The organism is Phreatobacter sp. (genome assembly GCF_030691135.1).
Taxonomy (GTDB): domain Bacteria; phylum Pseudomonadota; class Alphaproteobacteria; order Rhizobiales; family Phreatobacteraceae; genus Phreatobacter.
In genome coordinates this window covers 46,251-59,454 of sequence record NZ_JAUYFA010000107.1, presented here as the reverse complement: position 1 = coordinate 59,454, position 13,204 = coordinate 46,251, and the positions used below count along the sequence as shown (strand labels likewise).

The window sequence follows — 13,204 nt, the reverse complement described above, 5'->3', positions numbered from 1 at the left end:
GACACAGAACAATCTCGGCAACGCGCTGTTGACGTTCGGTGCGCGCGAAAGCGGGACGGCGCGGCTGGAGGAGGCCGTCGCGGCCTGTCGCGCGGCGCTTGAGGAATACACCCGCGAGCGCGTGCCGCTCGATTGGGCGATGACGCTTGGCAATGAGGGTGTCTCGCTTCGAATTATTGCCGAGCGCAGGCGAGATCTTCCTCGCGCTGAGCGGGCGCTCCAGCAAATTGAGACAGCAGGGAATACGTTCGAAGCTGCCGGGCATGCGCCTTACGCCGCCTATTGCGCCGACCAGGCTTCATTGGCGCGGGCTTTGGTCGATAGGCTGCGAAATGGGAAATGAAGGCCTGACGACTGCCGGGAGGGCGGCTCAGTGCAAAACTCAAGACTATGAGCCCACCGGGCACGACGCGGTCGTCGAGCTTTTCGAGGCAGGCGATCTCCGCCTGGGGCGCGTCGAGGTCGATGTGGAGGAAGGCGATGCGCCGGGGCGGCTTCCCGGGGGCGCCGGCTTCGCGCCGATCCGCACCGACATCTATCCCTTGCCCTTCGAGAACGCGCTGGTTCAGCTCGCCCGCCGCCGCTGCGACGCCCGGCCGACCGCGCCGCTGTCGGCCGCCGGGGTCGCGGTGGAACTGACGCTGCTGCCGGCCTATGCCGGCGCCTTCGCGGCGAAGACGGCGGGCCGCGCGGCCTTCCCGTCCGCTCACGCCAATGCCCGATGCAAGCTGAGCCGCCCCGCCGGCAGGCAGTCACGCCACCGGCGCGACCTCGATGTCGACCGTCAGGGGGCGGTGGTCGGAGGTGAAGTCGTCGGCCTCTCCGAAGACCGCATTGATGGCATTGTGAATTTCATGCTCGACGCGGCCCCCCTTGGGCGGCACCCGCAGGCCCAGTCTGTCCAGCGCCTGGGATCCCGTCAGTCCCTGGGTGAAGGCGATATGGTCGAGCAGGATTTCCTCCGGGCGGGCGGGATCCCAGGCGTCGCGGAACTGCGCGGTCCAGCGGTGATTGACCCCTTCCTGAGGCGCATAGTCGAACAGCGCATGGTTGAGGAAGCGCTGAGCAAAGAAGACCTCGCCCTGCAGCCCCCCGATGAGATCCTGAAACAGATAGCGTCGCTCGAAATATTCCTTGCCGGGCCCGTCGTTGAGATCGCCGAGGACGAAGATCGCGGGGTTGGGCTCGTTGCGGAACCGGTTCTCGATGAAGTGACGGACATTGATCACTTCGGTCGAGATGCGGACCCGGGCCGAGACCGCGGCCTGCTCGACGGCGTTGATCAGCGCGACCTCGGCCTTCGTCAGTTTGGCCTTGCGGCGCAGCGCGCCGGCTTTGGCATAGTCCTCGTGTGAGAATTTCGACTTGAGGTGCAGGCCGATGAAGTCGACCCGCCTTCTGTTGATGGTGCAGACGAGCACCTGAGGATGGCGGTAGTGGGAATGAATCCTGTCGGCGAGGCCGGCCGCGGGCGGGTCACCTTCCCCGTCGAAATCGGCGTCGACCACGCCGTGACCAGGGTCGTCTGCATCCGGCTTGAACCAGGGATGGACGATGGGCCAGGTCCGGCCGTGTTCGCCCGTGCCTTCCGCCATCGGGTCTGTCCTGCTCTCGACCTCGGTCGCATGGATCCATTGGCTGTTGGGCAGCAGGCCCGGTGAGAGCTCGCGCAGGCGCGACGTGCGGACCATGAAGAAGATGCCCTGGGCACCGGAAATGAGATAAGTCTCCGCCGCCGGGCGTTTGACCACGGTCCAGCCGCCGCGGAGCGTGTCGGCGCAGAAGGCTTCGAGCCGCGCGACATTGCCCGTCGAAGGGCCCTCCTGGATGCAGAGGATATCGGGATCAATGGCCTCGATCTGGGCGCCGATCTGCTGGATCTGCCGCGCCTGAAGCGCCTTGCCGGCGGTGTCGGTGACGGTCCGGCTCTTCTGAGGCGTCGTCCGCGTCTTGCCCTGAAGAAGCTGGCCGAACCATTTGATGTTCCACGTCGACAAACGTAGCATTTGGCAGTCCCTCCGCTGCAAAGAGTTCAATACATAGCCGGCATCACAAAACAGCTCCAAGCTTCCAATCCGACGTTCACTCCGGAACAGGAGATGTGGTGCGGTTTTGAGCGTCTGGCAGGACTTTGTTTTGTTGTCATGGTTGCGCCCATGCGCCTCCTGTGCCCGTTGATGACTGCATATTTCGCGCAGAATGGCGCGTCCGGGGTAATCCGGACAGCATTCTGGCCCGCCTGCCGGCGCGCAGGGATCGGCAGAAGGCGCCAGATGGTCACGACAGGGTCCTGCCCGCGGGGGGGACTGGTGGCGGGGGGGTGAAGACCTGCCTCTTCGCCCTGTCGATCACCAACGAGAGCGATGTGGTCGCCCGCAACCAGGCCGTCCTCGACATCAGGGCGGCACCTTCTATTCGATCTTCGCCGCGAGCCGGCGATCGGGGCATGCGCTGATCGGGTAGGGGGCGGGGGCGTTCCAAAAAGCCTGCCACCGGGCCTCGCAATGGGTCAGCGGGAATGTCTGTTTGCGGGTCCCCGCGCGTCGTCACAAATCAAGAATGGTGCACCACAGCGGGTAGTGAGCTGTACGCGATCAAGTCAGCTCGCCATAGTCATGCGTGTAGATGCCTTCATCGAACTGTTCGAAGCCCTGTTTCCAAGTCCGGCCCGGCCACAGATACTCCACGCTTGCCTGTCGTGGTCTGTAAACGGCGGTGTAGGCGGTCGTGGAACGCGCTTGTCGAGAGTATAGCGGAGGTTCAAAGAATCGACCGACCAAGGCTGGCAAGGTCATTTCCGGATCGTCCAGTGCATCAATCAGCGTCTGCTGCCGTATCGCTGAACTCGTGCCGTGAGGCACGACCTCTTGGTGGTTCGTGCAAGTCCTGTCTTGAGTAACTTTGGGAGCACTTCCAGGCCCGAGAAAAATTGTTGCGTAGGCACCCGTCCGGTCCATCAGGGCAACATTCTGAGACAGAGCGACAGGAATGCTGCTCAACGCTTCAACTGCCTCCTTCACGCAGCTGCACGTTTCCAGCACGTAACGAAGCATCAAGATGATGGAGAAGCCCAAGCCTTGCGCCTGCCCGCCCCCATACGTGAGGCTTGCAACCAGCCCGTCCTCGTTCATGCCATCACTGCAGCCTCCCCAAGGACGCTGCGCCTTGCAAATAACCCTGCGCTTCGACCACGCAGTCATTTCAAAACGGTCTGAGATGATATGAAGCGGAAAGTCGTAGTTCCGGACTACCGCGGGGCCATCGTCATCCAGCCAGACCGCGATGCTGCATCCGTGAAAAACAGGGGGCGGGCGATAGTGGCTAAGGATGCGGTGCGCGAGGTCGTCATCTCCAGCGAGCGTGCAAACGCGGTCATACTGCGGGACCAATTCGGGCATGTACCTTTGCAAGGCAGCACGACATTCGCGCGCAGTCGGCGGTGCTTCAAGCCCCTGACCTAGATACCAGCGCTCGGTTTCATCCCGACCAGCAATAAACCGGGCAAGCCAAGCATCACCTGGTTGATCTTCTCGCTCAGCTACAAACCGTTTTTGCATGAATCAAGGATAATGCACGACATCGCTCCCACAAGCGGGTTGCGTAAGGCTGACTCAATGGCTCAGCGCATATCTCAAGATTTCGGCGCCCGCACCGGGGCTGCAAACGCCCATTGCGGATGGTGACTGCCCCGGTGCAATCTCGGTGAGCGGCGGGACGCGGAGGCTTGACGATGCGACGGACAGGTTTCGCAGCCCTTGCCATCGCCTTCCTGTTCGGGGCCGACCAGGCGGCGGCAGCCTCAAGCGCGAGATGCGAACTGACAGGCCGTTTCGAGGGCGCGCCAGTTCCAGGCGCAACGGCCGTCGGCACCGTTCGCGTCGGCTTTCCGCTTGCGCTGGACCTGTTCGGACCCAGTGCGACGCACGAGGTGTTGATCAACCTGACTTCCCCCGCAACGGGCACCAGCTTGTCCGTGAGCTTGGGTGAAGTGCGGGGCAAATTTCATCTTCTTCTGGAAACCAGGCTTGGCGCGACGCTGCTCTCCATGACGGTCGATAGTGCCTACCAGGATCGCAAGATCGACGATGTATCGCTGATTTGCACCGCGACGCCCTGAGACCGGACTCGGCCAACGATGGACGGTGTCGGCATGTCCGCTTTCGAAGCGCGCTGAAGGTCTTGAGATTGCCCGACATGGATCGACAGCGGCGAGGCTAAGACATCCGCTGTGACCATCGGCATCCCCGATAGCGGTCCTGCCGCTTCCGGCCAAAGCCAGTTCTGTGCACATCTCAAGCATAATGCACCTTTGGCTATGATGGCAAATGCCCGACCTTTACGAGTATTGTGCAGCCCTCCCGTGTGAAGGGGTGATGCCGGCTCATTGATGGTGAGCGGAGCCAGGTTCCGGCCGGGTAAGAGCCATGTTCATCCTCGAACGTGCCCTCAAGCACAAGGATTTCCTCTCCCCCCAAATGGGTGTGCGGCTTGAAAGCCGTCTTCCGCGCCCAGCGGACCAGCGCGACACTTTCGTTGCCGAAGTGGTGCAGCGGCATCACGGACAGCCCTTCGACTTGGCCGGGAAACCACTCCGCCGAATGAGTGTCGATGACTTTGCGCTCCCGATCGGCCGGATGAAACTGCATAAGCTTGACGAAAAGGACGCAGCCCTCTTCGCTGCGCGGGGCATGCGAGGAACCCGGTGGATTGCGGACATAAGTGCCCGCAGGGTAGGAACCGTGCTCGTCCTTGAATGTACCTTCAAGGACAAGGAACTCCTCGCCGCCGCCGTGGGTATGAGCACGGAAATGTGAGCCGGGCGCATAGCGGACGATCGAGGTGGCGCGTGCCACCTCGCCACCTTCCCGCTCCAGCATCAGGCGTTCGACGCCAGCCAACGGCGAGGGAACGAACGCTTCGTCTCCCGGGCGGATCACGGCACGTTCGGTGTAGTCGCTGCGGATCTGGAGCATCGAAGCCTCCTCTTGTCGTGGATCAGTTGTATGCGTTGCGACCGGCCATCACGCCGCCGTCGACATCCCAGACAACACCGGTAACCCAACCGGCCTTGGACGAAAGCAGGAAGGCGATGACCTCAGCGACATCCGTAGCGGTGCCGATCCGCCCGATGGGGTGGAAGCCATTGAAACCCTGGAGTGCTGTATGGACTTGATCCTTCGGGATGAAACCTTCGTAGATCGGTGTTTCGACCACGGCCGGAGAAACCCCATTGACCCGAATGCCATGGCTCGCCAGCTCCATGGCGAGATGCTGCGTCAGCGAATGGAGGCCTGCCTTCGCCATCGAATAGGCCGAAGAGGGTGTTGCCTGAACCGCCTGCTTTGCCCACATCGAGCCGATATTGACGACCGCGCCGCCCTGACCACGCGCAGCCATGGCGCGTGCGACAGCCTGCGTAAGGAAGAACGTGCCGCGGTTGAGGTCGTGATAGAGGTCGTAATCCTCCTTGTTGTGTTCAAGGAACGGCTTGGGCAGGAACACTCCGGCACCGTTTACAAGGCCCGTTAAGTCCGCGAATTCCGTTGGGATGCGCGCTGCAAACGTTTGGACAACCGCCTCATCCGTGATGTCGAGCACTTCGATGTCCACGCGGCCAAGCGGCATTAGCTCCTTGCGGGCCTCCTCCAGCTTGGCTCTCTGCCGTCCGAGCAGCACGACCGCTCCGCCAGCGTCAAGCATGAGGTGGGCCGCCGACTTGCTCATGCCGCTCGCTCCGCCGATGAACAATGTCCGGGTCTGGTCTTGCGCTTTCATGGTGATTCATCCTTCTAGTTGGTAGTTTCGAGTTGCAAAAAAATGGTTCAGTTCTTGAGCGTCGCGATCATATCTGTTGCGGCTCGCGCCACGACGCCGGGATCGCTCATACCCCAAGCCACAAGGGTTGCCCCTTCCAATGCCGAGAGTATGCGTTCGGCAGCCGTTTCCGGCTTTCCGACCATCCTTAGTTCACCGCGCGCAGCACCTTCCGATAGCACCCGTGTAAGCCACGCCAATTGCTGGGCGAAGAAGCGACGGACACCGGCCCGTACCTCTTCAGGAAGAACTTGGATTTCCGTCACAAGCATTCCGCAAAGACACAGCATGCCATCCCGCACGCTCGCCTCATATATCGACGCATACGCCCCGATCCGCGCGAGCGCGTCTGGCTCGCCCTCGTCTATTCGATCAAGAAGCGCGTCAAAGCGGTTCATGTATTCGGCCGTCAAGGCCACCCCGAGATCGGCTTTCCCAGGAAAATGGTGATGTATGCTTGCCTTGCGGATGCCGACAGCTTCGGCGAGATCGGCATAGCTGATCGCACTATATCCGCGCGTCCGCACCAAGCGCTCGGCGGTCGCCATCAACTGTTCTCGGGTGGTTCCTTGGTTCATAGCACTAGTCTGCCTATCAGTTGGTAGATTGTCAAGGCTCGATTTCTAACCTGGAGAACATTCTGCGGCGGAGGAGAATCATTCTCAACCTTGATCATGTCCGTCAGTGCGCCACTGATCACAGACTGGCAGACACTGATCCCCGGTCAGGGACATGAACCCTTAAGCACCCACATAAGGTGCAAGTGGCCGAACGATAGCAGGCGTGTGAACGGCTGCTTTCGTCTCGTCGTGCATAATTCAAGACTTATGGGCTGCCCGCATGCGCCAACTGACCCAAGGGCTTGGCCGTTGCGCCAGTCCGGTGCCCTACCGCTTCACCACCATGCCCTGGCCCGTGGGCAGTTCCAGCACGCCATAGCCGCGGTCGGCGAAGAAGGCGTCCTCGGCGTCCTTCTGGGCGCGGTAGCCGAGCCAGCCGTAATCGTCCAGCAGGATGAGCCCGCCGGGCACCACGCGGTCGAAGAGCTTTTCCAGGCAGGCGATCTCGGGCTTCGGCGCGTTGAGGTCGAGATGCAGGAAGGCAATGCGCTGGGGCGGCTCCACGGCGTCGAAGGCCTCGGGCAGGAAGCCCTTGACGACGGTGACATAGGGCTTGTCGGCGAAGCGGGCGACGACGCCCTCGTAGAGCCCGGGCTTGCGGTAATGGGCGTTCGCCATGGCGATATAGCCGGGCATGGTGGGGAAGTCGGCCTCCGACGAGAGCTCGGGGTGGAAGCCCTCGAAACTGTCATAGGCGAAGTAGCGGCGGCGGGCGGCGGCGATGTCGGTCGCCTCGCAGATCACCGCGGCCATGTCGCCTTGGAAGACGCCGCATTCGACGAAATCGCCCTGGGGCAGGGAGAGGGCCTGTTTGGCCGCCCAGACCAGGGTGTGCAGGCGCCAGGCGATGCTGTGGGGCGTGACATACTGGTCATAGGTGTGGGCGCCGCGGATGCGGTCATAGGCGGCGCGGAAGCGCGGCTCGTCGAGGAAGCCGGCGCTCTTGTCGAGGGTGACCATGCGGTCGCCCCAGAAGACCGAGCGGTGGTCGCGGGCCATCAGCTTCGTCACGGTGAAGTCGACGAAGCGGGCCATGGGCTCGATGCCGACGAGACCATGCCAGGATTGCAGAAATCAATGCGCCAGCCCGCGGATGAGTGGGAAGGGGGCCAATGACCTTGTACGTAGGCGGCACCAATTCTAACCTGTCTCGACGTGAGCGGCGATGGAGGAAAGAGCATGGATTGCAAGGTTCTGGCCGGCGCTATCGCCTCCTCCATTCTGGCCACCGGGCTTGCCGTGGCCCAGCCCACCGAGCGTCAGGTGACGTTCCGACCGGGTGCCATCTCGGCTGAGCTGCGCGGCGTCATCCGGGGTGACGCCGATGTCACGTACCGTCTGACGACGGTTCCCGGTTAAATCATGCAGGTCTTGTTCAAGCCCTCCAACCGATCCTGCTATTTCAATGCGTTTGAGCCGGGGCGCGCTGACGCGGCGCATATGGGCTCTTCGCCTGGAAACGAATTCTCGCGAAGCTTGACGCTGGCGGGAGACTACCGCGTGCAGATTTATCTCATGCGCAATGCAGCCCGGCGCAACGAAGCCTGCCGCTATCGGATTTCCTTCGAGGTCACGGGCGTGCCCGGCGGCGTCAGCGCCGTAGTGTCTGATGTTCGGATGCGTGATCAATGCCGGGCGCGCGCTGCCGCGATGTACGCCGTTCGCAGTCCTCGCATCAGGATGGGTGCAATCCAGGCAGGACCGGACGGACTGCGCATCGATGGAACGGCGAACAAGGGGCCTGAAAGTCTCAAGAAATTCCGCTGCCTGTTAACGCCAGCCCGTCAGCTGCGCGACGTCATGGCGATGACCCCCGACGGCGGGTAGTACAAGCGGTCGCTATCCGCTGCCTCGTGAACTTTTGAGGCTCTCAACTATGCTGGCAAAGATGGTGCGCCTTTCCTCATGACACCCAGGCAGGCTTTTCGACAGAACGCCGATACACCGCTCTCTGAAGTCGTCGAGCGTTACGCAAGCCAGTGTCCGGGAGCGCCGAAGGGCCGAAACCTTTCGCCCCATCTGAGGCGCCTTGAAGCCGAGTCCATGGAGATCATGCGGGAAGTTGTCGCGGAATTCCGCAATCCGGTCTTCCTCTATTCGATGGGCAAGGACTCGACAACGATGCTCCATATCGCGCGGAAGGCGTTTTATCCTGCCCGTCCGCCGTTTCCTTTTCTGCATATTGCTACGACCTGGGATTTCCAGGACATGATCGTGTACCGCGATTTGCTGGTGCAGGCCCTCGGCATCGAATTGCGGGTCCATACAAATCAGGAAGGGCTGGCGCGGGGCATCAACCCCTTCGCCTCCGGCTCCTCAATGCATGCCCAAGTCATGAGCACGGAAGGCCTGAAGCAGGCTCTAGATAAATGGAAATTTGACGCGGCTTTCGGCGGCGGCCGGCGCGATGAAGAAAAAAGCCGGGCGAAGGAACGCATTTTCTCATTCCGGACACCGCAACACACCTGGGATCCGCGCAATCAGCGCCCCGAACTATGGAACCTCTACAACACGCGAGTCTCCCGCGGCGAATCCATACGCGTATTTCCGTTATCGAACTGGACGGAGGTCGACATTTGGTCATACATCCGGGCCGAGGAGATTCCGGTCGTACCGCTTTATTTCTCCAAGCCGAGGCCCGTGGTGGATCGCAACGGAGCGATCATACTCGTCGATGACGAGCGCATGCCGGTGGAGCCTACCGAAGTCCAGACTAAGCTTGTCCGCTTCAGGACGCTCGGCTGCTACCCTCTGACAGGCGGTATGGAATCATCTTCGAGAGACGTCGACGACATTGTGGCCGAGATGCTTTCTTCAAGAAAGTCAGAGCGACAGGGCCGGCTGATCGACCATGACGAAGCCGCGTCGATGGAACGTAAGAAGCGCGAAGGTTATTTCTGATGACGACCTCAGAGACGCTCGCCCCTTCCAGCGAACTGACGAAGAGCTTGCTGCGCTTCATCACCTGCGGATCGGTCGACGATGGAAAATCGACGCTGATCGGTAGGTTGCTCTACGACGCAAAGATGATTTTCGACGATCAGCTCTCGACCCTCGAACGCGACAGCCGAAAGCATGGGACCGTCGGCGACGAAATTGATCTAGCACTCTTGGTCGATGGCCTTGAGGCAGAGCGGGAGCAAGGCATAACAATCGATGTCGCCTACCGGTTCTTCACCACCGATCGGCGCTCCTTCATCGTCGCTGACACTCCCGGCCACGAGCAGTACACTCGCAACATGGCGACCGGTGCCTCGACTGCGGATGCCGCCATAATCCTCGTCGATGCAAGAAAGGGCATTCTGACGCAGACCAAGCGCCACACTTACATCTGTTCCCTGCTCGGCATCCAGAATATCGTCTTGGCTATCAACAAGATGGACTTGGTTGATTTCGCCGGTGAACGCTTCTTCAAAATCGTGTCGGAGTATATCGGATTCGCGCAGAGCCTCGGATTCGGCAACATCCGCCCGGTGCCGATCTCCGCCCGGTTCGGCGACAACGTAGCAAACAAATCGCAACGGATGTCATGGTACGACGGACCGTCAATCCTTGCGCATCTCGAAAAAATACCGATCGCCGACCGTGAAGGAACCGGACCGTTTCGCTTCCCGGTGCAATGGGTGAACCGGCCGAACCTCGATTTCCGCGGCTTGGCTGGAACCGTCGCGTCCGGCCGCATCGAGGTCGGCGAGGAAGTCCAGGTAGTGAGCTCATCCAAACGTTCGAGGGTTAGCCGCATCGTGACGTTCGACGGCGACCTAACCGTCGCTGAAGCGGGCCAAGCGGTGACGCTGATGCTTGAAAAGGACGTTGACGTGACCCGCGGCGACCTACTTTGCCGTCCAGACGCGACTCCGGACATTGCCGACCAGTTCCAGGGACACCTGCTCTGGATGGGCGATGATCCGATGCTGCAGGGCCGTTCGTATTTTTTACGTTTGGGTACGGCGACGGTTCCCGTCCGCGTAACCACGCTCAAGACGAAGATCGACATCAATACGCTGGAGGCGCGACCGGGGCGGACCCTAGCATTGAACGAAATCGGTGTCTGCACATTCGCGGCTGCGCATCCTCTGCCCATCGAGAGCTATGCGGACCACCGTCGGACCGGCTCTTTCATCCTGATCGACCGCGCGACAAACGCCACCGTCGGAGCAGGCATGGTCCAGTATGCCCTGCGGCGAGCGACCAATATCCAACGCCAGCTTCATACCATTGACAAAGGCGCGAGGGCGCGGCTGAGCGGCCAGAAACCCGTCATTCTATGGTTCACGGGCCTGTCTGGCTCCGGAAAGTCCACCATCGCCGACATGGTTGAGTCGGGCCTGCATCGACGCGGCGTGCAGACAATGCTGCTCGACGGCGACAATATGCGCCATGGCCTGAACAGCGATCTGGGCTTCACGACCGCTGATCGGGTCGAGAACATCCGGCGGGTCGGCGAGGTAGCGAAGCTTTTCGTCGACGCCGGCTTGGTGTTGCTTTGCTGCTTCATTTCGCCCTTCGCGCAAGATCGAGCTTCCATCCGCGAACTCGTTGGTGTTGACGAGTTCATTGAGATCTTCGTGGACGTACCAATCGAGGAATGCCGCAAGCGCGATCCCAAAGGGCTGTACAAAAAGGCCGACGCAGGCGAGATCACGAACTTCACCGGCATCGACAGCGCGTATGAACCGCCGATCGACCCCGAAATTCGGGTGGACGGCATGCGGGAGACCGCCAAAGCCGCATCGGACCGCATCATTTCTTGGCTGATGTCGCGCGGGGGGGGAGTCGACGATGGTGGCATCTAATGAAGCTGGTACTTGGATACCGAAGTCCACTTAGATATCCGACACTTGATCATTTGCGGGAGGTGCGATTGCCGCTGCACGATCAGCGGCGGTCGATTTCAATCATGCTGGCCTTTGGCTTAGGGCGTGGATTATCCCAGAGGGGCAACGTCATGCGGAAAGGATCGTGCTCAGCCGGGGAGGCTCGTCCCTAGATGGCAGGACGGGTCTGGTAGACGTTGAGGAAACTGTCGCGCCATGATATTCTTCAGCGGGAGCTAGTAGAAAAAATTCACGTGGACTGAGCATGATATCGGATAAGCGTATAGATACGACAAAGCCTCTTATTCACGTCGGCTTTGCCCATACAGGTACGACGTCCTTGCAGGAGAACATTTTTCAGAGACTCCCAAACGTGTTTTATGCCGGGATTCCCTACAGCACCCTTGGAGGAATTTTTTCTTATATCAAATATCTCGACTTTGACGATTATCGTTTTGATCTGACCCACAAACTCTGTTTCGATTACATCTTCGACAAGATGGTGCCCGGCCAACGTCTGGTATTGTCGGACGAGACATTCGTCGATCAGCCGGCAACCTATTTCACGCCAGCCATGATGCCTGTCCGAATGGTGGCAGAAAGGCTGAAGTATCATTTCGGCAATGCGACAATCCTCTTCACGATCCGATCGCAGTATGCCTCAGTTTTGTCGAATTATCAGGTCTATCGCAGTAGGAGCCGTAGTCTATCGGGTCTGGAAGTTGAGTCGTTTAATGCCTGGCTTGCGGGTAACACAACTCAGATGCGGAATCTGTATCTTCGGAATCTCGACATCAGTCATGCGATCCAAATCTATGCGGATGTTTTCGGCGTGGAATCGGTGAAGGTGCTGCCGCTGAAAATACTTATGGTCCATGGGTTCGATGTGTATCGCGATCGTCTGTCGGAGGCGACGGGACTGGAGCTGTCATCCTTCAGCGCAGACGCCTATGTCGCTCGCAACAAGTCCGATGATGCCTCTTTAAACCTGAACGATCATCAGCGGCAGGTGATTTGGGAGCGTGCCAAGGAAGGCAACAAGCGGATCGCCCGTGCCTTCGGCCTTCCGTTAGCCGAATTCGGCTATCCCTTTCCGTGACCGGAACGCCTTGAACGCGCTTGTTCGCCGGCGTCGGAGGCCGCGGCCATAACGCCTGCGCTAACAAGCCTGGTGCTTTGCACTTGGCGCCTTCCGCCCCGGTATGGTAGCGCAGACTTGGGAGCGATCGTGCTCGGGATTGTGAATAAATTTTTCAGGCGGTGACGACGATGGCGACCAAAGACCCGGTCAATCAGCATGGTTTCGAGACCCAGGCGCGGATTGGCGAGACCAAGCTCGGCGTCCTCAAGAACTGGGAATGGTACGACGACCCCAAGCGTCTCTTGTTCTCCATGTCGCGCTATAAATTCGTCTCCAAGATGCTGGACGGGCGCGAGAACGTGTTGGAACTGGGCTGCGGCGATGCCTTCAACGCGCCGATCGTGCGGCAGACGGTGAAGAAGCTGACGGTCACCGATTTCGATCCGGTGTTCATCGCCGACGCCAAGGCCCGCATGCGCGACCGCTGGGCCTATGACGCGGTCGTCGTCGATGCGATGGCCGACGACCTGCCCAATGCCGGCAGCTATGACGCGATCTATTCGCTCGACGTTCTGGAGCATATTCCCGCCTCGGAAGAGCACGGCGTCATCGCCAAGGTGGCGCGCGCCTTGACCGCGGACGGCGTCGCGATCTTCGGCATGCCCTCGCTGGAATCGCAGACCTATGCCAATGCCGCCAGCAAGGCCGGCCACGTCAACTGCAAGACCGCGCCGGATCTGAAGGCGCTGATGCAGACCTATTTCCACACCGTCTTCATGTTCTCGATGAACGACGAAGTGGTGCATACCGGCTACCACAAGATGGCGCACTACATCATCGCCATGGCGGCCCACAAGCGCTGAGGCGGCTTC

General features: G+C 60.4%; 13 protein-coding genes and 1 pseudogene. 8 read left to right on the top strand and 6 right to left on the bottom strand.

The features are described from left to right. Positions 1–343: pseudogene (locus Q8O26_RS19555) on the top strand (hypothetical protein); the annotation flags it as partial. A 409-nt stretch (positions 344–752) separates the two neighbouring features. On the opposite strand, the gene Q8O26_RS19550 reads toward Q8O26_RS19555, so the two are convergent. Both Q8O26_RS19550 and Q8O26_RS19545 read right to left on the bottom strand, forming a co-directional pair. Next, positions 753–2,006 carry an endonuclease/exonuclease/phosphatase family protein gene (locus tag Q8O26_RS19550; protein WP_305578688.1) on the bottom strand — a complete coding sequence of 418 codons (1,254 nt, stop codon included), beginning with the start codon at positions 2,004–2,006 and terminating at the stop codon, positions 753–755. Positions 2,007–2,594: 588 nt separating this feature from the next. Next, positions 2,595–3,557 (bottom strand): C45 family autoproteolytic acyltransferase/hydolase, encoded by a 963-nt coding sequence (locus tag Q8O26_RS19545; RefSeq protein ID WP_305578686.1) that lies wholly within the window; start codon positions 3,555–3,557, stop codon positions 2,595–2,597. 173 nt (positions 3,558–3,730) lie between these two features. Between Q8O26_RS19545 and Q8O26_RS19540 the strand changes: the two genes are divergently transcribed. Continuing rightward, positions 3,731–4,117 carry a hypothetical protein gene (locus Q8O26_RS19540; RefSeq protein WP_305578684.1) on the top strand — a complete coding sequence of 129 codons (387 nt, stop codon included), beginning with the start codon at positions 3,731–3,733 and terminating at the stop codon, positions 4,115–4,117. 196 nt (positions 4,118–4,313) lie between these two features. Here the strand turns inward: Q8O26_RS19540 and Q8O26_RS19535 are convergent, their stop codons facing one another. The 4 genes from Q8O26_RS19535 to Q8O26_RS19520 form a co-directional block, all read right to left on the bottom strand. After that, on the bottom strand, positions 4,314–4,973 hold the full coding sequence (locus Q8O26_RS19535) for a cupin domain-containing protein (protein ID WP_305578682.1): 660 nt from the start codon (positions 4,971–4,973) through the stop codon (positions 4,314–4,316). A 22-nt stretch (positions 4,974–4,995) separates the two neighbouring features. Then, positions 4,996–5,775 (bottom strand): SDR family NAD(P)-dependent oxidoreductase, encoded by a 780-nt coding sequence (locus tag Q8O26_RS19530; protein ID WP_305578680.1) that lies wholly within the window; start codon positions 5,773–5,775, stop codon positions 4,996–4,998. Between the two features lie 47 nt (positions 5,776–5,822). After that, a complete protein-coding gene (locus Q8O26_RS19525; protein WP_305578678.1) occupies positions 5,823–6,362 on the bottom strand; it encodes a TetR/AcrR family transcriptional regulator in 540 nt (179 codons plus the stop codon). Between the two features lie 339 nt (positions 6,363–6,701). Then, the gene (locus tag Q8O26_RS19520; RefSeq protein WP_305578676.1) at positions 6,702–7,469 is read right to left on the bottom strand and encodes a TylF/MycF/NovP-related O-methyltransferase; all 768 of its coding nucleotides are present in this window, start codon (positions 7,467–7,469) and stop codon (positions 6,702–6,704) included. Between the two features lie 144 nt (positions 7,470–7,613). Here Q8O26_RS19520 and Q8O26_RS19515 point away from each other — a divergent pair, with 144 nt between their 5' ends. From Q8O26_RS19515 to Q8O26_RS19490, 6 genes are all read left to right on the top strand, one after another. Then, positions 7,614–7,793 (top strand): hypothetical protein, encoded by a 180-nt coding sequence (locus Q8O26_RS19515; protein WP_305578675.1) that lies wholly within the window; start codon positions 7,614–7,616, stop codon positions 7,791–7,793. A gap of 3 nt (positions 7,794–7,796) precedes the next feature. Further along, a complete protein-coding gene (locus Q8O26_RS19510) occupies positions 7,797–8,261 on the top strand; it encodes a hypothetical protein (protein ID WP_305578673.1) in 465 nt (154 codons plus the stop codon). A 216-nt stretch (positions 8,262–8,477) separates the two neighbouring features. After that, positions 8,478–9,335 (top strand): sulfate adenylyltransferase subunit CysD, encoded by an 858-nt coding sequence (cysD, locus tag Q8O26_RS19505; RefSeq protein ID WP_305578671.1) that lies wholly within the window; start codon positions 8,478–8,480, stop codon positions 9,333–9,335. Further along, positions 9,335–11,230, top strand: coding sequence for a sulfate adenylyltransferase subunit CysN (gene cysN / locus Q8O26_RS19500; protein WP_305578669.1), 1,896 nt, complete (start codon positions 9,335–9,337; stop codon positions 11,228–11,230). The genes cysD and cysN overlap by 1 nt, the downstream gene beginning before the upstream one ends. Before the next feature lie 286 nt (positions 11,231–11,516). Further along, complete coding sequence (locus Q8O26_RS19495) at positions 11,517–12,350, top strand: hypothetical protein (RefSeq protein WP_305578667.1); 834 nt, start codon at positions 11,517–11,519, stop codon at positions 12,348–12,350. Between the two features lie 170 nt (positions 12,351–12,520). Then, entirely contained in the window at positions 12,521–13,195 is a 675-nt protein-coding gene (locus tag Q8O26_RS19490) for a bifunctional 2-polyprenyl-6-hydroxyphenol methylase/3-demethylubiquinol 3-O-methyltransferase UbiG (protein ID WP_305578665.1), read from the top strand. Positions 13,196–13,204: the final 9 nt, after the last annotated feature.

Bases quoted from the DNA above. Each gene is read 5' to 3' on its own strand.
- Q8O26_RS19550 (WP_305578688.1), bottom strand. From the start codon at position 2,006: ATGCTACGTTTGTCGACGTGGAACATCAAATGGTTCGGCCAGCTTCTT.
- Q8O26_RS19545 (WP_305578686.1), bottom strand. From the start codon at position 3,557: ATGCAAAAACGGTTTGTAGCTGAGCGAGAAGATCAACCAGGTGATGCT.
- Q8O26_RS19540 (WP_305578684.1), top strand. From the start codon at position 3,731: ATGCGACGGACAGGTTTCGCAGCCCTTGCCATCGCCTTCCTGTTCGGG.
- Q8O26_RS19535 (WP_305578682.1), bottom strand. From the start codon at position 4,973: ATGCTCCAGATCCGCAGCGACTACACCGAACGTGCCGTGATCCGCCCG.
- Q8O26_RS19530 (WP_305578680.1), bottom strand. From the start codon at position 5,775: ATGAAAGCGCAAGACCAGACCCGGACATTGTTCATCGGCGGAGCGAGC.
- Q8O26_RS19525 (WP_305578678.1), bottom strand. From the start codon at position 6,362: ATGGCGACCGCCGAGCGCTTGGTGCGGACGCGCGGATATAGTGCGATC.
- Q8O26_RS19520 (WP_305578676.1), bottom strand. From the start codon at position 7,469: ATGGCCCGCTTCGTCGACTTCACCGTGACGAAGCTGATGGCCCGCGAC.
- Q8O26_RS19515 (WP_305578675.1), top strand. From the start codon at position 7,614: ATGGATTGCAAGGTTCTGGCCGGCGCTATCGCCTCCTCCATTCTGGCC.
- Q8O26_RS19510 (WP_305578673.1), top strand. From the start codon at position 7,797: ATGCAGGTCTTGTTCAAGCCCTCCAACCGATCCTGCTATTTCAATGCG.
- cysD (WP_305578671.1), top strand. From the start codon at position 8,478: ATGGAGATCATGCGGGAAGTTGTCGCGGAATTCCGCAATCCGGTCTTC.
- cysN (WP_305578669.1), top strand. From the start codon at position 9,335: ATGACGACCTCAGAGACGCTCGCCCCTTCCAGCGAACTGACGAAGAGC.
- Q8O26_RS19495 (WP_305578667.1), top strand. From the start codon at position 11,517: ATGATATCGGATAAGCGTATAGATACGACAAAGCCTCTTATTCACGTC.
- Q8O26_RS19490 (WP_305578665.1), top strand. From the start codon at position 12,521: ATGGCGACCAAAGACCCGGTCAATCAGCATGGTTTCGAGACCCAGGCG.